The sequence below is a fragment of the Falsihalocynthiibacter sp. CO-5D18 genome (assembly GCF_041205445.1).
Taxonomy (GTDB): Bacteria; Pseudomonadota; Alphaproteobacteria; order Rhodobacterales; family Rhodobacteraceae; genus Falsihalocynthiibacter; species Falsihalocynthiibacter arcticus.
The window spans coordinates 34,277-52,924 of sequence record NZ_JBGFCF010000005.1 but is presented as its reverse complement, the minus strand read 5'-3'; the positions used below and the strand labels follow the sequence as shown (position 1 = coordinate 52,924).

Sequence of the window (18,648 nt, the reverse complement as noted above, 5' to 3'; positions counted from 1 at the left end):
ATGAGGTGAATTTGCCTAAACAGCCTTAAGAGAGAATGAAACGCCCCCTTGTTAGTAGTTCGCATTTTCTTATATTCTGCAGGACCTTGTTTAGGATAATTAAGATGCCGTTGGATTCGACCCACCCCGTTAACTCTCTTGGCTTTGCCAAACCGCCCTCCCAGACACGCGTTGTGGTTGCAATGTCGGGTGGCGTGGACAGCTCTGTAGTGGCCGCAATGCTCGCAGATGAGGGCTATGACGTGGTTGGGGTGACACTCCAGCTGTATGATCACGGTGCTGCGCTGGCCAAAAAAGGCGCCTGTTGTGCGGGCGTGGATATTCATGATGCGCGCCGCGTTGCCGAGGAAATGGGCTTCCCACATTACGTGCTTGATTATGAGAACGTTTTTAAAGATGCCGTGATTGACGAATTCGCCGATGCCTATCTTGCGGGTGCGACGCCCGTGCCGTGCATTCGCTGCAACGAGCGTGTGAAATTCAAGGATCTCTTGGAAACCGCCAAGGACTTGGATGCCGATTGCATGGCGACCGGCCATTATATCCAACGCAAAATGGGCGACAACGGCCCTGAGCTGCACAGTGCAACCGATGCCAACCGCGATCAAAGCTATTTTCTGTTCTCGACAACCGAAGACCAGCTGTCTTATTTGCGCTTTCCCTTGGGCCATTTGGCGAGCAAGGACGAAACCCGCAAACTGGCGCAAAAATATGGCCTCGTTGTTGCGGACAAGCCCGACAGCCAAGACATTTGTTTCGTGCCCGACGGGAATTACGCCAGCGTCATCCTTAAGTTGCGCCCCGAAGCCGCCGATCCCGGCGATATTGTGGATTTGGACGGCAATGTTGTGGGCAGCCACAAGGGCGTGATCCATTATACCATCGGCCAACGCCGTGGCCTTGGCATTGGCGGCCTAACCGATCCGATTTATGTGGTGAAGCTTGATCCCGAAAAGAAACAGGTCGTTGTGGGGCCAAAATCGGCGCTCTCGACACGGATCATTCCCATTCGCGAAATCAACTGGCTTAATGATGAACCGTTGATGAGTAAAGAAGAGTGGCATATTTCCGTCAAAGTGCGCTCGACCCGCCCGCCACGTGACGCGATCTTGCGCCCGATTTCCGAAACCGAAGCAACGGTGGAATTGCTCTCGGCGGAAGAAGGCGTCTCGCCCGGTCAAGCCTGCGTGTTCTATGACAATGACAGCAGTCGTATTTTCGGGGGCGGCTGGATTTGGCGCGGTAATTAAGGCGCGAGGGCGACGATCACGGACTCTGCGGCACGCGCACCAGGATCTTCGCCACCTTCACCAAGTCTTTCCATCGTAATCTCCATTGAGGCCAATTGGCTCTGTGGGGATTTCCAAAGATCAACAAGGGCTGGCGCGATATTTTCGGGCCGGCAATTTTCGCCCAAAAACTCGGGAACATCACGGCGTTCACTCACGAGGTTCACCAAGGTCACCGTGTCGACCTTCAACAACCGCGCGATCATTTTCCGGCTGAGCCAATTCATATCATAGGCGATCACCATCGGCGTGCGCGCATGTGCCAACTCAAGTGAAACGGTGCCTGATGCCGCGAGGGCAATATCCGCCGCAGCAAACGCCGCGCGTTTTTCGGCCTGCCCAGCCGCGCTGCTGTCGGTCTCCAACAGAATGACGGGTGGGGAAATGTCCCATCCCTCAACCAATTCGCGCACCAGATTGCGGACACCGGGGGCGATGGGTAACACAACGCGCGCTTTCGGGATTTCCTTGACGGCTTGTGCGAGGGCGGCACCAAAAATACCGCCTAAACGGCTCACTTCGCCACGTCGCGACCCCGGAAGCGCCAAGATCAAGGGCGTCTCGGCAGAGAGCCCGTGCGAGGCGCGAAACGCATCCGCATCGGCTTGAGTTGCTTTTGGTTCCGCCACGATCGGATGGCCGACAAAGTCGCAGGTCATGCCCGATTTCTGCATCAAGGGCGGCTCAAATGGCAACAGCGCCAAGACGTGGTCAATCACCTTCGCCATCTTCGGCCCGCGCCCCTCGCGCCACGCCCAAACACTGGGAGCGACATAATGCACCGTTGGAATATTACTTTGCGCCTTGAGGATTTTCGCCACCCGCAAACAAAAGTCAGGGCTATCAATACTGATGACGACATCCGCTTTCCAGTCGAGCGCTGCTTGAGCCGTCTCACGAATACGACGTTTTAGGGCGAAATATTTCGGCAGAACTTCGACAATCCCCATGATCGAAAGTTCGGACATTTCAAACAAGGAGGGCATTCCTTCGGCCTGCATCATCGGCCCCGCAACACCGCGAAACTCCACGTCAGGCAACCGCGACTTTAGCCCCCGCATCAAGGCCGCGCCAAGTTTGTCCCCCGAAAGCTCGCCCGCAATAAGGAAGACCCGCATTAGCGGGCCTCGCCATAGATAAAGAGGCCAAGCTCCTTGGCCAACGCACAGGTTTCAACCGGATCCACAATCATTACCTGCCCCGCCTGCACTACAACCCCCGCCAAACCCGCGCTATGGGCCCCGTGCAAGGTTTCAGGCCCAATCGCGGGCATATCCACCCGCAACTCTTGGCCGACTTTTGCACGCTTCATCAGGACGCCCTGCCGGGAGAGCGTGTTTTGCGCGATAAAGCTAAGCATCGCGTCCGTGCCTTGAATGGTTTCAATGCCATAACAAAGCCCATTGGCAACAACACAGCCCTGCCCCACATCCACCGGTGACAGCGCCGTGAGAATGGCGTGCGCACGATCCATATCCCGCAAGGCCTGCTCGTTGGGTGCCTCCCCCGCAATAAGCCCTTCGGTGGCTAAAATTTCGGGGCAAATTTCATGAGCACCAACAACGGTAAATCCCGCGTCCTCAAAGACCTCCACGACAATGCGCAAGATGTGATCGTCGCCGCCCTTCATGGCTGCAATCAAACGTGGCGCCAAAAGCATCATCGTTGCATCAAAACGCAACGGATTCAGCGCAGGGCGTCGAAGACCTCCCGCAAAACACACCCGTTTGACGCCCTGCTTGTGCAATTCCTTGAACAACCCGCCGAGTTTTTCAAAGCGGGCTTCATAGTCAGGCTGTGCATTTGTCTCAACACTCTGAAACGTCACAACAAAACTGTCGGCTTCCCGCGCGGCGACTTGGAGCGGTAAATCCCCGCGCCCTGCAAGCACCGCAAGGCGGTTTGGTGCGTCGGCCGCCACTAGCTTGGAGTCAGAAAGCCGCGATCGCTTTCCCCTAAAATAAACTGCGTAATTTCATCCACATAGGTGCTGTCGTAATCTTCCGAAAGGCGCATAGCGCGTTCTTGGAACTGGCCTTCACCTTGCCGCAACATCTGAAACGCTGCGCGCAACGCGGAAATATCCGCCCGCGACACACCCCGCCGTTTAAGTCCGACCAAATTTAGCCCGTCCAATTCGCCACGCGGACCTTGCACAAGCCCAAAGGGAATGACGTCATTTGTCACCATAGTCACCGCGCCTATAATAGCACCGCGCCCCAATCGGACGAATTGATGAATGCCCGATAAGCCGCCGATAATAACGTCATCCGCCACCACACAATGCCCCGCAAGAGCGGCCTGGTTGGCAAGGATCACGCGGTTACCGACAGTGGTGTCATGGCCCACATGGGCGCCTGTCATAAACAGGCAGTCGTCACCAACGCGGGTGATGCCGCCGCCGCCAGTGGTGCCAGTATTCATCGTGACGCCTTCACGAATTCGATTGCGCGCCCCCACAATCAGGCGGGTTTTTTCGCCGTCAAATTTGAGGTCTTGTGGCACCTCACCAATCGAAGCAAAGGGGAAAATCTCGCAATCATCGCCGATTTCAGTTATTCCCGCCAACACGACATGGCTCTTGAGTACGACTCCCCGCGCCAAAGTCACATCCGCCCCGATATGCGAAAATGGCCCGACAACACAGGCCGGCCCGATGATCGCACCGTCTTCTACAACCGCGGAAGGGTGGATATTGGCGCTGGGATCAATACTCAAAAGTTAACCCTCACCCTGCAAATCAATCATTGCAGTGAAATCCGCTTCAGCGACGATTTTGCCATCAACCTTCGCGTCACCGTGGAATTTCCAGATCATCCCGCGCGCCTTTACGACGGTCACATGCAACTCAAGGACATCGCCGGGAACAACTTTCTGGCGGAACTTGCCGTTGTCCACGGACATGAAATACACCAACAGAGGCTTGTCGACCATTTCGAGCCACAGACCAACCAGCACGGCGGCGGATTGCGCCATGGCTTCGATGATCATCACGCCTGGCATGATCGGCGCCCCGGGGAAGTGACCCTGAAAATGCGGTTCGTTCATCGTTACATTCTTAACACCAACCGCGCTTTTGCCCGGATCGATGTCTTTCATTTTATCCACTAATAAAAACGGATACCGATGGGGAATAATGCGTTGAATAAGGTCAAGATCTGCTTGGGTTATGTCTTTGGATTGCATGGAGGCTCCAGTCGCTTCGCGTTTTTATTATGTTCTTTGAGTACCAAAACTGGGCTGCGCATTCAATAGCGCTAACCCCGTGAAAACCACGCCTTACGGTTTGCCATCTTGCAAAACCTGATCCACACGTAAAATGGCTTCGTTTGTAATATCGATCGCTGGATCGGGCAGTAAAATCACACGAGAATCCAGAATTCCCAAGGCATTGCGCTCTCTTAGGATTTTCCGCAAAATAGGGAGACTGGCATCGTTGAACCCTTGCCGCCCCTCACTTGCCCGCTTACCGAGTTCTTGGCCTTTGCGTTCCTGCGCATCACGAATGCCTTGCACCTTGTCGTCAAAAGCATCGGCGAGGACACGGAATTCGTCTGGAGACAAAACCGCGCGTCGTTCAAGTAAGCGCAATTCTTCGGTCTCTAAATCCCGAGTCAACTTGCCGTTTTCCAACTGGATTTCTTTGGCGAGTGCCTTGACCTCTTCTTGAATTCGCAACCCAAACGCGGATTCCGCGTACAGGCGTTCAGGGTCCAAAATAACAAAACTGCCTTGAACAATTGCCTGAGTATTCAATCCGCCCGCGACACCGGCCTCAGCTTGTGATCCGCCTGTTGTCCTGTCCGGACTCTGTGCCAACGCAGGGAACCCGCAAAATACAATCACGCAGATTGCGGCCAAAATCGCCCTAGAGAGCGCCATAAAACGCTGACCGAAACCGCCAATGCCCCACTTAGAACCTAGTTGTAACAGTAAGTTCAAACGGCTGCTCCACATCATAGACTTCTTTCTTGATTGCTTTGGTGAAGTTAAACCGCAAAGGCCCCAACGGTGTATTCCAATACACCGCAAATCCAACCACGGACCGTAAGTGGAACGCATCATCCACCGTACAATCTGTGACGGGACAGGCCGCATCGGTCGGGCCACCCGCCGTGTCATCCAAACCCCAAATCGAGCCAACGTCAAAGAAAAGACCCGCAGAAATCCCGTATTCTTCGGGAAGCCCAATCGGGAAATCGGCTTCGAGGCGCAGAACCGAAAACAGATTGCCGCCAAGAGAGTCTTGGTTCACGGCGTTCAGGTCACGTGGTCCCGTGCCAAAGTTCTCGAACCCGCGCATCTTACGGGTTGTTTGCGAATAGCGATCGGTAATGCGGGATTTCCCACCATTATAAACAGTATACGACCCCGCTTCAACAATGGCGCGCAAAGTTACGAGACCGTCCAAAGCGTTGGTTTCGGCCCCTGCTAAAAGTGTCGCACGCATAAAGGGATCATCGTCTATGTAGCCAAAGTTTTGTCCAAACCGCAAAACATAACTGTAATCTTCGTCAATTTTGCTGCGCCGCGAGTCGAAAGTATAGAAATACCCCAGAACATTGTCCGAGCGTTCCCCTACGTCCGCATTCACCAAGCGCGAGTTATCGATGCTTGAGTTATAGAGCGACGTATCGAGGAACCGATATCTCAGCCCCAAACGCCCGCGTTCGCTGACGGGGAAATCAATCGAAGGAGAGATTGTATCCCGCGTGGTATCATATTGCTGCGTTGTATTGCTCGTCGTGATACGGCCTAGATCAATGTCAAACCGCAAATCCCGCCCATAGAGATATGGCTCCGAGAAAGCAACATTAACAGAATTTTCATCGGAAACAGTGCTGATCTCGAAACTGAAGGTTTGCCCACGGCCCAACAAGTTGGTTTGCGTATAGCCAAGGTTCAATCCGGGACCGTCATTCGTACTATAGGCGACACCCAGATTTAACGAACCCGTGGTGGTTTCAACCACATCAACATCGACGATAACATTGTCTGACGTGCTTCCTTCGCGTGTGTTCACTTCGGCGTCTTCGAAATACCCAAGCGCACGCACACGTTCCGCAGATTGGGCGATTTCACGCGGATTAAACGGGTCGCCCTCTACGGCGCGGAACTGTTGGCGCACAACGCGGTCAAGCGTCGTGGTGTTGCCCTCGATATCGATACGCTCGATAAAAATCCGCGGTCCTCGCACCAGAGCAAATTCAACATCCAGCGTCCGTGTGCGATCATTACGCACGATCTGTGGGTCCACGCGGACAAAATCATGGCCATCTTTGAGCGCTTTGTTTTCCATCCGTAGAATGGCGGCTTCAATGCGTGCCGGCGAAAAGTCTTTGCCCGACTTAATTTTGATCAGTCTTTGATACTTTGCCGGGTCAATATTGGCGAATTCCGACGAAACCGTTAAATTACCAAAACTAAACTGCTGGCCCTCTTTGATCCGGAAGGTCACAAAAATACCGTCGCGTTCACGGGAAAGTTCGCTGGTGACGGAAACGGCCTCAAAGTCGACGAACCCGCGCGCCGTATAGAATTCCGTTAAGACTTGCTTATCAAATTCAATACGATCCGCAACAAACGTGTCCGATTTCACAAAGGTGCGAAAGATACCAGCCTGTTTGGTGCCAAGCAAACGGCGCAATCGCGTGTCACTATAGGCGCGGTTGCCCACAAACGTGAGGCGCTCGATATCAACCGTTTGGCCCTCGGTAACTTCAAACACCAAATCGACGCGATTTTCAGACCGGCGGATGATCCGTGGCGTGACAGTGGCCGCAAGGCGTCCACCGATTTCATAAGCCTCAACCAAGGAGGCGGCATCCTGCTCGGCCACTGTTGGATTGAAAACCAACCGAGGCTGCGAACGTACAACCGTAAAGAGCGCGTCGTCCTTGATACGCTTATTTCCCTCAATCGAAATTTGGTTGATTGTTGGGTATTCGACGACCTTAACGCCTAAGGTATTGCCACGCGGGTTGATTTCGACGGATTCAAACAAACCCGACCCGACCAAGTTTTGGTAGGCTGCGTTTAATTCGCCCGCCGACAGGGTTTGGCCTTGGACGATTCCCATGTAGGTCATGATTGTCGCGGAATCCACGCGTAAATTCCCGTCGATGGAAAAGGACGAGAACGTATAGTCCTGCGCCTCCGCACCAGAGGGAACAACCGTGCAAACAGCTGAAATGAAAAGAAAAAGAAACGCTGAGACGCGGCAAAGCGCCCTCTTAAGCGTCACGATGCTTTTGAACGCATCGGTGGCGAAATCACTCATGGACTTCCATCCGTATAAAACCCTAGGTCCGCCCTAACTAGCGGGAAAAGCCCCCTATGTCAAAAGCAAGAAAGCGCCCCAAGGGACGCTTTCTACTATTCGTACAAAATTTAGCTACAACCCAGCGTTTGATCGCTGTTTTGCCCCGTCTTAAATCGCGAGGTTCACCGATACAAACGCCCCGAGCATTAAAGCTGCGACCATCGCGCCAGAAACAATCAGGCGATCCATATTGAGCCCCACAAGAAGGGAAAGTCCGCGGTATCCGTTGTTAATCGTTTGCATGTTAGACCTCGTGTATTGACTATTCCAATCCACTGTAGGCAAGAAATATGGCACAAATTGGGCTATATTAACTTTTTGTTGATTAACAGACCAAATCTGTGAACAACCCCAACGCCATGAGCGACAAAATAAGCCCCAACCCGATTGTCATCAGGCCACGCACCCAAGTGTCATTTGGCGGCTTACGGAAAATGGCTTCATAGGCATAAAACACCAAATGTCCGCCATCTAGAACTGGAATGGGGAACAGATTCATCAGACCAATGGCCGTGGAAATCACCGCGATAAAACTGATAAAATCACTGATGCCGCCTTGAGCCGCCTGCCCGCTTACTTTGGCGATACCAATGGGCCCAGAAATATTACAGGTCGAAATTTTCCCAGCCACCATGTGATACATCCCTGAAAGCGACTGGGTTATCACGCGTTTGGTGGCATTAAATCCAAGCGTCAAACCCTCAACGGGACCAACGGCCTCATTGAGCGGTGTAAACGCATACCGCCCGCTAATTCCCATCAACCAACGGGTTTCAAAACCACCGTCTGCGGTGGGTAAATCCCTGCGTTGAGCATTAAGCACAAAAGGCATTTCCGCCCCTGCGCGCCAGACCATCAAATTGAGCGGCGCACCCGCCGAGGCCTCAACAATGGGGATCAACTGGCCAAAATAAGAGATCGGCTCCTCGTTGATGGAAAGGATGACATCGCCCTCTTCAAGCCCTGCCTCATAGGCCGCGCTGTCGGGGGATACAGCACTGACCAAAGCGGGTTGGAGTTGAGGCCCCAAAACGGTCATTTCCTGTCCCTCACGGGTGATTTCATAAGATAAGAGTGCCGAATTTGTTTTGAGTGCGTCAAATGTGGTGCGCAAGCCTTCGGACCCGTCTAGTGAAAGCCCTTCGACCGAAAGCAACACGTCTCCGGCACGTAAATCTCCAGTTCCTGCTGGTAATTCAATAACTTCGCCAACCGTTAGCGGCGATTTTTCCACCCCGACAGACATGGCCAAACCAGCGAAGATCAAAATTGACAGGGCGAAATTAAACAACGGCCCCGCAGCAACGGTTGCCGTCCGTGCCCACAAAGGTGCGCCATGCATTGTGTGACGCAATTCGGCATCCGACAGACCCACCATGGCCTCGCCATCTTTGCCACTGGCCGCATCTGCATCCCCGCGAAACTTTACATATCCGCCAAACGGCAGCGCCGCGACTTGCCATTTTGTACCGTGCCGGTCGACCCGCGAAAACAAAACTTTGCCAAACCCAAGCGAGAACACGTCGGCATAGATTCCAGACCACCGCCCAACGATATAGTGCCCGTATTCGTGGATCGCCACGATAACGGAAATAACCACGACAAAAGCAATAAGCGTAAACACGCCACCGCCCAGTGAAGAGAATATCGAAGAAAAATCCAAGGTCTGTCCTTAATTATGCAAAGTCTTGGCGCATTCACGCGCCCATACCCGTGCCGTGTGATCTGCTTTTAGGACGTCATCAAGGGGGATCACGTCAATTTTATGGCTGTCTGCGGAATTCTGCCAATGCCTGTTCAACACCAATTCAACCACCTGCGCCATCTCCTGAAAACCAATCTCGCCCGCGAGAAACAGATCAAGCGCGCATTCCTTGGCCGCATTGAAAATCGCACCAGACAAGCCACCACGGCGGATAACCTCATCCGCCAAACGCAACGCAGGCCAACGTTGAAGGTCGGGGGCGGAAAATTCAAGCTTGCCGATTTTGGCCAAATCCAATCGCTCAACGGGTAATTTTTCCCGTTGTGGCCAATGCAGTGCATAGCCAATGGCGTGGCGCATATCGTGCGGCCCCATATGCGCTATTATGCCACCATCAACAAATCCAACCAACGCATGCACGAGGCTTTGAGGATGAACCAGCACTTCTATTTGATCCGCCGAAACACCGAAAAACTCTTTTGTTTCAATCAACTCCATCGCTTTGTTAAACATAGAAGCGGAGTCAATTGTAATACGTTGGCCCATGTCCCAATTGGGATGGGTGCAAGCCTCCGCCACTGTCGCGGTCGCCAGTTTTTCCAGCGGCCACGTGCGCAACGCACCGCCGCTTGCAGTAATAATGATACGCTCCACGCGCGAAATATCTTCGCCGACCAAAGCCTGAAAAACGGCGGAATGCTCGCTGTCGACGGGCAGGATTGTCGCGCCATATTTGGCCGCTTCGGATTTCAACAACGGGCCCGCCGTCACCAAACTCTCTTTGTTCGCCAGCGCCAAAACGCCCCCGTGGCGCAAAGCATGCAACCCCGGCGCAAGTCCCGCCGCGCCCACAATCGCGCTCATGAACCAATCTGTTGGACGGTCCGCCGCCTCGATTAAAGCCTGCGGTCCTGCAGCAACTTCAATGCCCGTTCCAGCCAGCGCTTTTTGCAAATCGGAAAGACAAGTTTCGAACCCTGTCACAGCGATTTCGGCCTTGAGATCAATGGCATCCCGCGCGAGTTGCGCAATATTCCGCCCCCCAGTTAAGGCGACAACATGATAGGCGTCGGGCGCCCGTTTGATCAGGTCGATGGTAGATTGGCCAATCGAGCCCGTCGCGCCAAAAATTGAAATGCGGCGCATGTTTAAACGCCGAAGCCAAGGACGATGAGAATATAGACCGCCGACACGCAGCCCACGCCGACCATGCCATCAAACCGGTCCAAAAACCCGCCATGCCCTGGAATTAGGTTGGAGCTGTCTTTTATTTTATAGCGCCTTTTCAATGCACTCTCGGCGATATCTCCCATCTGAGACGCAAAAGACAAAAGCATAAAACTAAGCGCCGTTGCCATGACTGAGGGGCTGACAAGCAGAACTGACTCAGGAACATAGGGATAAAGCGCAGCAATCGCGCCAAATATCCCCGCCAAAACCCATCCCGCGACCGTACCCGACCATGTCTTTTTCGGGCTAATCAGGGGCCAAAATTTTGGGCCACCAAAGATTTTGCCAGCGAAATATCCAAAGATATCCGTAAGAACGACGATGACAAACAAACCTGTAATTGTCCAAATGCCATTGGGAGTACCACGCAGAAAGATAAAGGCCCATGACGCGGAAACAATCACAAGGGCGTAGGCGGCAAAAATCGGCCAATCTCGCCCCGCCTTGAGGGTTTCGGCCATCATCCGCCACAATTCCCACAGCATCGCCGCAAGGCTAAAAATAATCAGGGTGTTGAACAGAATTCCACCGGAATAAACCGCCGTAACCCCAACAACTGCCATAACAATTGCTGACATCGTGCGTGGCATTAAATCCGACCACTTAGATAAACGACTCATAGGCTGACGGCTCCGAAGCGGCGATCGCGTGCGCCAAAACGTTTAAGGATTTCGCCAAAGACGTCAGGCGTAAAATCTGGCCACAAAATGTCGGTAAACTCGTATTCCGAGTAGGCCGATTGCCACAAAAGGAAGTTGGAAATGCGGGCCTCCCCCGAGGTCCGGATCACCAAATCAGGATCTGGGAGGAACCGCGTGTCAAGGAATTGCGCCAAAGTTTCCACGTCAACGGATTCAGGATCGATACGCCCTGCAGCCACTTCGCGCGCCATGCGTTTGGTCGCACGGGCAACCTCGTCGCGTCCGCCGTAATTGAGCGCTATCGTTAAATGCACCCCATCGTTTTCGGCGGTCAAAGTTTCTAGATTATCAATAAGTTTCTGCAGCTTAGGGTCGAGTCTTAATCTATCTCCGATAAAACGAACCCGCACGCCTTGCTTAAGAAGCGCTTGGGCTTCCCGCTGGATATAACGGCGAAACAGGCTCATCAGGCCAGCAACTTCGCTTTGCGTGCGCTTCCAATTTTCAGTCGAAAACGCAAAAATTGTGAGGTATTTGACGCCATAATCGGGACAGGCCTCAACGATTTCGCGCACACGTTTGGCGCCCGCGTGATGGCCAAATAAGCGCGGCCGCCCTCGAGACTTGGCCCACCGACCATTGCCATCCATAATGATGGCCACATGGTGCGGGCTGTTGTTTTCGCTCTCTTGGGCCACGGGGTGCCTTCCCTATTGCCTGCTTAAACCTGCATGATCTCGGCTTGTTTTGTTTCAAGCGTTTTGTCGACAGTGGCGATATATGTGTTGGTCAAATCCTGAACTTCGTCGGTCCAGATTTTGAAGTCATCTTCGCCCATACCGTCGTTTTTGGCTTTCTTGAGCTGGTCCATGCCGTCGCGACGCACATTGCGCACAGAGACGCGGGCGTGTTCGGCATATTGCGCGGCGACGCGGGTCAACTCGCGGCGACGTTCTTCGTTAAGCTCCGGAATTGGCAGCATAATAATTGTGCCATTCAACTGGGGGTTAATCCCCAGACCACTTTCGCGGATGGCTTTTTCGGTGGGGCCAACAAGAGCTTTGTCCCACACGTTGATCGTGACCATGCGCGACTCAGGAACGTTTACCGTGCCGACTTGGTTGATCGGGGTTTTCTGCCCATAGGCATCGACCATAATGGGTTCCAGCATGCTCGCGGACGCGCGGCCGGTCCGTAGGGATGCAAATTCGACCCGAAGGGAGGCAATCCCCCCGTCCATACGACGTTTAAGGTCATCAAGATCAATTTCGAATTCTTCGGACATGTTCTGCTCTTCTCTTTTTGGTGTCACGTACTTTAAAACGTCTTACCGCATGGCGTACCGGTTGTATAGACAACAGGACGCACGCGCCAGAAACCCAATTCGGTATGAATTGATTAATTTTTAGCCGTGCACCCGTGTATACGTCCCTTCACCTGCCAAAATTCCCTTGAAACCACCCGGTTCATCTAGGGAGAAAACAATGATCGGCAGATTGTTATCACGCGCCAAAGCAATGGCGCTCGCGTCCATCACAGCCAGACGTTTTTGCAAAACTTCATCAAAGGTCACGTTGTCATAGCGCACGGCGTCGTCAAATTTTGCGGGGTCCTTGTCATAAACGCCATCAACCTTGGTGCCCTTAAAGATCGCTTCGCAGGACATTTCATTGGCGCGCAAAGTGGCCGCAGTATCCGTGGTAAAATAGGGGTTTCCGGTACCTGCAGCAAAGATCACGACCCGTTTTTTCTCAAGGTGGCGCACGGCGCGGCGGCGAATATAGGGCTCGCAAACCTGATCCATCGGGATGGCCGAGATCACGCGTGTGTGGATGCCCTGCCCTTCAAGCGCGCTTTGCATCGCGAGGGCGTTCATCACGGTGGCGAGCATGCCCATATAGTCGGCGGTAGTGCGCTCCATCCCTTGGGCACTGCCCTGAAGGCCGCGGAAAATATTGCCGCCGCCGATGACCATGCAAATCTCAACACCCATGTCATGCACAACTTTAACTTCGCGGGCGATCCGCTCCACGGTCGGCGGATTGAGGCCATATCCACGGTCGCCCATCAGGGCCTCTCCAGAAATTTTCAGCATAACCCGACTAAATGTCGGATGTGTTCCCGTGCGACTTTCTTCGCCAGAAGTGCTCATGCCGAATTCCCCTTTTACCAATGACTGACTGTTTGCCTTGTCGGCCAAAATGTCCCAAAACGGGCCTAGGTTCAACGGCTAAACGGCGCTTGCGGCCAAGGAAATTGACAAAAAACGATGTGACACCGGTAAGGAAGCGTTCAGAATGCTCAAGATCCACGACATTCCCCTCGATTTGCCCGTCCTAATTGCGGGCCCAACGGCGTCTGGAAAATCGGCGCTGGCGCTGGAAATCGTTGCCGCGCAAGGGGGTGTCATTCTCAACGCCGACGCGCTGCAAGTGTTTGGCGGCTGGAACATTCTTACCGCCCGCCCCACGGCCACTGATATGGCCGCTGCCGATCACCAGTTGTACGGCCACGTCGCCTATGACGCGCCCTATTCTGTTGGGCATTGGCTGCGTGACATCACGCCTTTGCTCGCGGGCAAGCGTCCCGTAATTGTGGGCGGAACGGGGTTGTATTTTCAAGCGCTAACCCAAGGCCTTGCACTCATTCCCGCCACGCCTGATGTTCTGCGCGAAACCGCTGATGCCCGCCGTCTCTCGGAAGGACATGACGGGATGTTCGCGGAACTTGACGCCCAGACACAGGCCCGGATCGACGCGCTTAATCCAATGCGGGTGCAACGGGCGTGGGAAGTTCAACAAGCAACGGGGCTTGGCCTTGCGCATTGGCAAGATCAAACGCCGCCACCGCTTTTGCCCCTTGCAAACACATACCCTATTGTTCTCGACGCAGACCGCGATTGGCTCGCGGCCCGTATTGAGCGTCGGTTTCACCTAATGATAGAGGCGGGTGCGATTGAGGAGGCCCACGCAATGTGGCCCACGTGGAACCCCGCGCATCAATCGTCCAAAGCTATCGGTGCGCCAGAATTGATCGCACATCTAGAAGGTCGCCTCTCGCTTGAGGCCGCGATTGAGGCGGCGATTATCTCAAGTCGCCAGTATGCAAAACGTCAAAGAACGTGGTTCCGGAGCAAGATGCGCGACTGGAATTCGCATGTTCCCCATTAGTTCGCGTCCTTAACGCAACGCCTTTTAACTCCTCCCCCCATTCCTTCAATATTCGACAATTTTCGCTTTAGAATTGCCTCGATCTGCCCCAAAGTTTCACATAACGAACACTGTCTAAATTCAATTGCGTTTCCTTAGCCCGGTATGGCGCATGCGAACCCCTAGAAATAATGAGTACGTTTCGGTCCAATCGGGCCGTGGCCTATCCAGTGTGATTGCTCCATGTAATGTGGGCACAATGCCCGCTGCCTGCGGCAAAAATTGGATGTGATATGATGCAAAAAACGCCCAGCCTGCCAAAGTTTATGACGGATCCAAAACCTTTTTTAAAGAAGGACACAGAGTCGAAATCTGTTCCGAACGCTGCCCTGAAATCGGTCATTGAATCGCTTCCACAAACGCACGCATCCGAACTACGGATGTCGCAAATTGCCCGCCTCGCAAAGGGCGGTCGGTGGCGTGTTGAAGCCATGCGCAGCTATTCCACCGATGTTTTGCTGTGGTTTACACGTGGACAAGGGCGCATCACGGTTGCAGGGGTGACGTCTGGATATGGCGCCCATAACGCCATCTTTATTCCTGCGGGAACCATGCACGGGTTCGAGGCCTCGGCCCTGGTTTTTGGCACCGCCGTTTTCATCCCCAAATCCAACGACTTGTCGTTTCCAAAAGAGCCTGTTCATTTGCGGTTGCGGGACTCTGGCCCCCAAAATGAAGTCACAGGCATCTTGGAAAACCTACAGCGCGAACTTGAAGGTGATCGCCCTGAGCGATCGTCCGCAATGCATCACCACACGGGCTTGCTTTCTGTCTGGCTGCAACGTCAACTGCTGCTCAGTGACCTAGAAGATAAAGCGCCCTCGGCGGGTCAACGCTTGGCCGCTCGCTTTGCTGGAATGATTGAAACGCATTACACTGAAGGCATGACTGTTGCAGAATATGCAGAGGCTTTGGGCGTGACCCCAACCCACCTGACGCGGGTCTGTAACAAGGCCTGTGGACGCCCCGCACACATGCTTTTGAACGACCGCGTGCTCTTTGAAGCGCGCCGCCGTTTGGTTGAAACCAAAGAGCCGATCCAAAAAGTCGCCGAAGATCTCGGGTTTCGCTCTGCGGCATATTTCACCCGCGCCTTCCAACATCACATCGGCAGCACACCCTCGCGTTGGCGCAAAGAAAACTAACGCGCAAAACCCTCCGACGACCACATTCCAAGCGGCATCAGATTTCATTCTGGTGCCGCTTTTTTCATGTAGAAACGCGCTAAATGTCGTGTTTCAAACTAGAATAATGTCACATTGGGTCGTCAAAAATTTTGACCGAACCGTTGACCTTGAACTGGTTTGATGCGTCTATGGGACGCACTGAACGGGAAAAACAATAAAAAACTTCAATAAAGTAAGTATTTTCGTCCGATTTTTGAGCCAGAATGTTTCTCAGGGAGATAAAAATGAAGAATACGATCAACGGGAAGCCCCTTCATCCAGCAGCCATGAGCTACGCGAATGAATTCAAAGCCGGAACTCTTAGTCGGCGTGAATTCCTCGGACGTGCCACAGCGCTCGGAATGACAAGTGCGGCCGCTCTATCACTCGTGGGTGTTGCCACGCCCGCCAAGGCGCAGGGCGCGATCAAAATGGGGGGGACATTACGTATTCAGCAAAACGTTCTCGCGATGAAAGAACCCCGCCTTTACGACTGGTCCGAGCATGCAAACGTGACGCGGGGCTTCCTTGAGTATCTGGTCAAATACACTATCGAAAGCACGTTTGAACCCGTTTTGCTCGAAAGCTGGGAAATCAACGACGACGCGACCGAATATAAATTGAACATCCGCAAAGGTGTGACGTGGAACAACGGCGATGCGTTCACCGCCGCCGACGTGGCCCTCAATATTGAATGGTGGTGTGACGGGAACGTGGAAGGCAATTCCATGGCGACCCGTTTTGACGTGTTAATCAACCCCGAGACCAAAACATTGGCCGAAGGCGCCGTTGAAATCGTCGATGATCACACGATTGTGCTGCATCTTGCACGCCCTGACATCTCGCTCATTCCAAGCATGGCCGATTATCCGGCAGCCATAGCGCATGAAACGCTCAACCACGGCGACCCCTTTGATAATCCAATTGGCACGGGCCCCTATATTCCCGAAAGCTACGCCGTTAGCGAAAAATGCGTGTTGGTACGCAACGAAAACCATACATGGTGGAACGAAGGCAATGGCGCCTATATGGATCGCGTCGAAATCATCGATTACGGCACCGATCCGGTGGCTTGGGTCTCTGCGTTTGAATCCGAAGAAGTGGACACTAACTATCAAACAACCGGCGACTACATTGATATCCTTGACGAATTAGGCCTCGTGCAGTCGACAGTTGTCACGGCGGCAACCCTTGTGACGCGTCCGAACCAACAGGCAACTATAGGCGACATTGTTCCCTATGAGAAAGCCAGTGTGCGTCGCGCTTTGGCTATGGCAGTGGACAATGCCATAGTGTTGGAACTCGGATATAACAACCTTGGTGTGGTTGCCGAAAACCACCATGTCTGCCCAATTCATCCGGAATACGCACAGCTTCCCAAGCCAATCCATGATCCCGCGGGTGCGCTTAAAATCATGCAAGACGAAGGCATGGCCGATTTTGAGCATGAACTTGTTTCCTTGGACGACGGTTTCAACAAAGACACGACAGATGCCATCGCCGCCCAGCTGCGGGATGCGGGCCTCAAGGTGAAACGCGTTGTGCTTCCGGGCGCAACCTATTGGAATGACTGGGCGAAATTTCCGTTCAGCTCCACAGAATGGGCCCACCGCCCCCTAGGCGTTCAAGTGCTTGTGCTGGCCTATAAAGGCGGGGTTGCATGGAACGAAACCGGCTTTAACAACCCAGAGTTTGACGCGCTGCTGGATCAAAGCTTGGCGATTGCCGATGCTAACGAGCGCCGTGTTGTGATGAAACAGCTAGAGGAAATCATGCAAGACCAAGGCGTTACCTTGCAAACCTTCTGGCGCGCGTTGTTCCGTCATTCGGTTGCTGGTTTGATTGGCAATGAAATGCACCCAACCTTTGAAATTCATTACCAAAACATTGGATGGGCCGCATAATCCAACCCGTTTCATTCTGAGGCTGCCCCCTTGTTGGTGGCCTCAGTTTTCGGGCACGCTTTTGTGCCTCCCCGTCCCCCTAATTAGGGAGCCTCATGGGTATTTTTATCCTGCGCCGTGTTGCGATCATGGTCCTGACGGCGTTTTGCCTGACGTTCATTGTCTTCGCCCTCACGAACCTTTCTCCCAACCTTGAAAAGCTCGCCAAGAGTCAGGGATCGGTGCGCATGGAAGACGCGCAAGTCGTTAGCTGGCTGAGTAAAAACGGCTTCGATCGCCCGCTTGTTGTGCGCTATGGCGAATGGATGGGTGTGGTGCCCGGCTGGACTTACGCCACGGATGACGGTCGCCCCACGGGGCGGTGCATTGATCCAAATTCCCCCTTGGAGGCCGCCACGTATTGCGGAATTTTACAGGGCGATTGGGGCACATCAAGCGTGTTCAAAGAAGACGTCGGCCCCCTATTGGCAAAACGTCTTGGCCTGACAGGCAAGCTGATGTTTTTTGTCATGCTGGTGATGGTTCCCGCCGCCCTTTTCGTCGGCGTCATGGCCGGCATGCGCGAAGGAAGTCGTACCGACCGCGCCTTCTCGACGGTCTCAATTCTCTCAACGGCGACGCCTGAATATGTGTCCGGCGTCATTCTCATTGCCCTCTTTGCCTCCTCTGCAACGGGCCTCTCGCCAATCCTTTCAGACTGGGGTTGGATCGACACCAGAACCCTCTTTAAAGGTACTGCAACCACCGCCGCGAAACAGGCGACCTTCGCCAATTTCACCTTGCCCGTTATCACCATCGCGGCTTACGGCATGGGGTATATTGCCCGCATGACCCGTGCCTCGATGACCGAAGTCATGACGGCGCAATACATTCGAACCGCCCGCCTCAAAGGCGTGAGCTTCCCGAAAATCGTGATGAAACACGCGCTCCGCAACGCACTGATCGCGCCTTTTACGGTGATTATGCTTCAGTTCCCGTGGCTTTTGAATGGCGTCGTCATTGTGGAAACTCTGTTTAATTACAAAGGCTTCGGATGGACTCTTGTACAAGCCGCCAGCAATAACGACATCGACCTTTTACTGGGCTGCTCCGTTGTTGCGGTTGCCGTTGTCCTCTTAACACAGCTGATCTCTGATGTTGGCTATGTCTTCCTTAATCCACGCATCAGGCTGTCATAGGGAT

General features: G+C 53.6%; 18 protein-coding genes. 5 read left to right on the top strand and 13 right to left on the bottom strand.

Going from position 1 to position 18,648, the window contains the following annotated elements; genetic code table 11:
- Positions 1-104 precede the first annotated feature (104 nt).
- Positions 105-1,250 carry a tRNA 2-thiouridine(34) synthase MnmA gene (gene mnmA, locus AB9F27_RS08360; RefSeq protein WP_335584353.1) on the top strand — a complete coding sequence of 382 codons (1,146 nt, stop codon included), beginning with the start codon at positions 105-107 and terminating at the stop codon, positions 1,248-1,250.
- Here mnmA and lpxB read toward each other — a convergent pair.
- The 13 genes from lpxB to pyrH all read right to left on the bottom strand — a co-directional run bounded on the left by lpxB (position 1,247) and on the right by pyrH (position 13,339).
- Complete coding sequence (lpxB, locus tag AB9F27_RS08355) at positions 1,247-2,407, bottom strand: lipid-A-disaccharide synthase (protein WP_335584352.1); 1,161 nt, start codon at positions 2,405-2,407, stop codon at positions 1,247-1,249. The genes mnmA and lpxB overlap by 4 nt on opposite strands.
- The gene (locus AB9F27_RS08350; RefSeq protein WP_335584351.1) at positions 2,407-3,210 is read right to left on the bottom strand and encodes a UDP-2,3-diacylglucosamine diphosphatase LpxI domain-containing protein; all 804 of its coding nucleotides are present in this window, start codon (positions 3,208-3,210) and stop codon (positions 2,407-2,409) included. Before AB9F27_RS08350 ends, lpxB begins: the two co-directional genes overlap by 1 nt.
- The gene (gene lpxA / locus AB9F27_RS08345; RefSeq protein ID WP_335584350.1) at positions 3,210-4,007 is read right to left on the bottom strand and encodes an acyl-ACP--UDP-N-acetylglucosamine O-acyltransferase; all 798 of its coding nucleotides are present in this window, start codon (positions 4,005-4,007) and stop codon (positions 3,210-3,212) included. Before lpxA ends, AB9F27_RS08350 begins: the two co-directional genes overlap by 1 nt.
- Positions 4,008-4,010: 3 nt before the next feature.
- Positions 4,011-4,475, bottom strand: coding sequence for a 3-hydroxyacyl-ACP dehydratase FabZ (fabZ, locus tag AB9F27_RS08340; RefSeq protein WP_369757650.1), 465 nt, complete (start codon positions 4,473-4,475; stop codon positions 4,011-4,013).
- Between the two features lie 93 nt (positions 4,476-4,568).
- Complete coding sequence (locus AB9F27_RS08335) at positions 4,569-5,171, bottom strand: OmpH family outer membrane protein (protein ID WP_369757649.1); 603 nt, start codon at positions 5,169-5,171, stop codon at positions 4,569-4,571.
- A 31-nt stretch (positions 5,172-5,202) separates the two neighbouring features.
- On the bottom strand, positions 5,203-7,569 hold the full coding sequence (gene bamA / locus AB9F27_RS08330) for an outer membrane protein assembly factor BamA (protein WP_335584347.1): 2,367 nt from the start codon (positions 7,567-7,569) through the stop codon (positions 5,203-5,205).
- A 150-nt stretch (positions 7,570-7,719) separates the two neighbouring features.
- Entirely contained in the window at positions 7,720-7,854 is a 135-nt protein-coding gene (locus tag AB9F27_RS08325) for a hypothetical protein (RefSeq protein ID WP_335584346.1), read from the bottom strand.
- Positions 7,855-7,936: 82 nt separating this feature from the next.
- A complete protein-coding gene (gene rseP, locus AB9F27_RS08320; protein WP_335584345.1) occupies positions 7,937-9,235 on the bottom strand; it encodes an RIP metalloprotease RseP in 1,299 nt (432 codons plus the stop codon).
- A 48-nt stretch (positions 9,236-9,283) separates the two neighbouring features.
- Positions 9,284-10,462: a 1-deoxy-D-xylulose-5-phosphate reductoisomerase gene (dxr, locus tag AB9F27_RS08315; protein WP_335584344.1), complete on the bottom strand. Its 1,179-nt coding sequence runs from the start codon at positions 10,460-10,462 to the stop codon at positions 9,284-9,286.
- Positions 10,463-10,464: 2 nt separating this feature from the next.
- Entirely contained in the window at positions 10,465-11,166 is a 702-nt protein-coding gene (locus AB9F27_RS08310; protein ID WP_335584343.1) for a CDP-archaeol synthase, read from the bottom strand.
- Entirely contained in the window at positions 11,163-11,837 is a 675-nt protein-coding gene (gene uppS / locus AB9F27_RS08305; RefSeq protein WP_236940086.1) for a polyprenyl diphosphate synthase, read from the bottom strand. The genes AB9F27_RS08310 and uppS overlap by 4 nt, the downstream gene beginning before the upstream one ends.
- Before the next feature lie 71 nt (positions 11,838-11,908).
- The gene (gene frr, locus AB9F27_RS08300) at positions 11,909-12,472 is read right to left on the bottom strand and encodes a ribosome recycling factor (protein ID WP_335584342.1); all 564 of its coding nucleotides are present in this window, start codon (positions 12,470-12,472) and stop codon (positions 11,909-11,911) included.
- A 120-nt stretch (positions 12,473-12,592) separates the two neighbouring features.
- Positions 12,593-13,339: a UMP kinase gene (gene pyrH, locus AB9F27_RS08295; RefSeq protein ID WP_039000661.1), complete on the bottom strand. Its 747-nt coding sequence runs from the start codon at positions 13,337-13,339 to the stop codon at positions 12,593-12,595.
- Positions 13,340-13,484: 145 nt separating this feature from the next.
- Between pyrH and miaA the strand changes: the two genes are divergently transcribed.
- From miaA to AB9F27_RS08275, 4 genes are all read left to right on the top strand, one after another.
- On the top strand, positions 13,485-14,357 hold the full coding sequence (gene miaA, locus AB9F27_RS08290) for a tRNA (adenosine(37)-N6)-dimethylallyltransferase MiaA (protein WP_335584341.1): 873 nt from the start codon (positions 13,485-13,487) through the stop codon (positions 14,355-14,357).
- A 272-nt stretch (positions 14,358-14,629) separates the two neighbouring features.
- Positions 14,630-15,541: an AraC family transcriptional regulator gene (locus tag AB9F27_RS08285; protein WP_335584340.1), complete on the top strand. Its 912-nt coding sequence runs from the start codon at positions 14,630-14,632 to the stop codon at positions 15,539-15,541.
- A gap of 266 nt (positions 15,542-15,807) precedes the next feature.
- On the top strand, positions 15,808-17,466 hold the full coding sequence (locus AB9F27_RS08280; RefSeq protein WP_335584339.1) for an ABC transporter substrate-binding protein: 1,659 nt from the start codon (positions 15,808-15,810) through the stop codon (positions 17,464-17,466).
- A gap of 95 nt (positions 17,467-17,561) precedes the next feature.
- Positions 17,562-18,644, top strand: a complete 1,083-nt coding sequence (locus tag AB9F27_RS08275; protein WP_335584338.1) for an ABC transporter permease — start codon at positions 17,562-17,564, stop codon at positions 18,642-18,644.
- The last annotated feature ends 4 nt before the right edge of the window (positions 18,645-18,648 follow it).

Coding starts and splice junctions, on each gene's coding strand:
- mnmA (WP_335584353.1), top strand. CDS start 105: ATGCCGTTGGATTCGACCCACCCCGTTAACTCTCTTGGCTTTGCCAAA.
- lpxB (WP_335584352.1), bottom strand. CDS start 2,407: ATGCGGGTCTTCCTTATTGCGGGCGAGCTTTCGGGGGACAAACTTGGC.
- fabZ (WP_369757650.1), bottom strand. CDS start 4,475: ATGCAATCCAAAGACATAACCCAAGCAGATCTTGACCTTATTCAACGC.
- AB9F27_RS08335 (WP_369757649.1), bottom strand. CDS start 5,171: ATGGCGCTCTCTAGGGCGATTTTGGCCGCAATCTGCGTGATTGTATTT.
- bamA (WP_335584347.1), bottom strand. CDS start 7,569: ATGAGTGATTTCGCCACCGATGCGTTCAAAAGCATCGTGACGCTTAAG.
- AB9F27_RS08325 (WP_335584346.1), bottom strand. CDS start 7,854: ATGCAAACGATTAACAACGGATACCGCGGACTTTCCCTTCTTGTGGGG.
- dxr (WP_335584344.1), bottom strand. CDS start 10,462: ATGCGCCGCATTTCAATTTTTGGCGCGACGGGCTCGATTGGCCAATCT.
- AB9F27_RS08310 (WP_335584343.1), bottom strand. CDS start 11,166: ATGAGTCGTTTATCTAAGTGGTCGGATTTAATGCCACGCACGATGTCA.
- uppS (WP_236940086.1), bottom strand. CDS start 11,837: ATGGATGGCAATGGTCGGTGGGCCAAGTCTCGAGGGCGGCCGCGCTTA.
- frr (WP_335584342.1), bottom strand. CDS start 12,472: ATGTCCGAAGAATTCGAAATTGATCTTGATGACCTTAAACGTCGTATG.
- pyrH (WP_039000661.1), bottom strand. CDS start 13,339: ATGAGCACTTCTGGCGAAGAAAGTCGCACGGGAACACATCCGACATTT.
- miaA (WP_335584341.1), top strand. CDS start 13,485: ATGCTCAAGATCCACGACATTCCCCTCGATTTGCCCGTCCTAATTGCG.
- AB9F27_RS08285 (WP_335584340.1), top strand. CDS start 14,630: ATGATGCAAAAAACGCCCAGCCTGCCAAAGTTTATGACGGATCCAAAA.
- AB9F27_RS08280 (WP_335584339.1), top strand. CDS start 15,808: ATGAAGAATACGATCAACGGGAAGCCCCTTCATCCAGCAGCCATGAGC.
- AB9F27_RS08275 (WP_335584338.1), top strand. CDS start 17,562: ATGGGTATTTTTATCCTGCGCCGTGTTGCGATCATGGTCCTGACGGCG.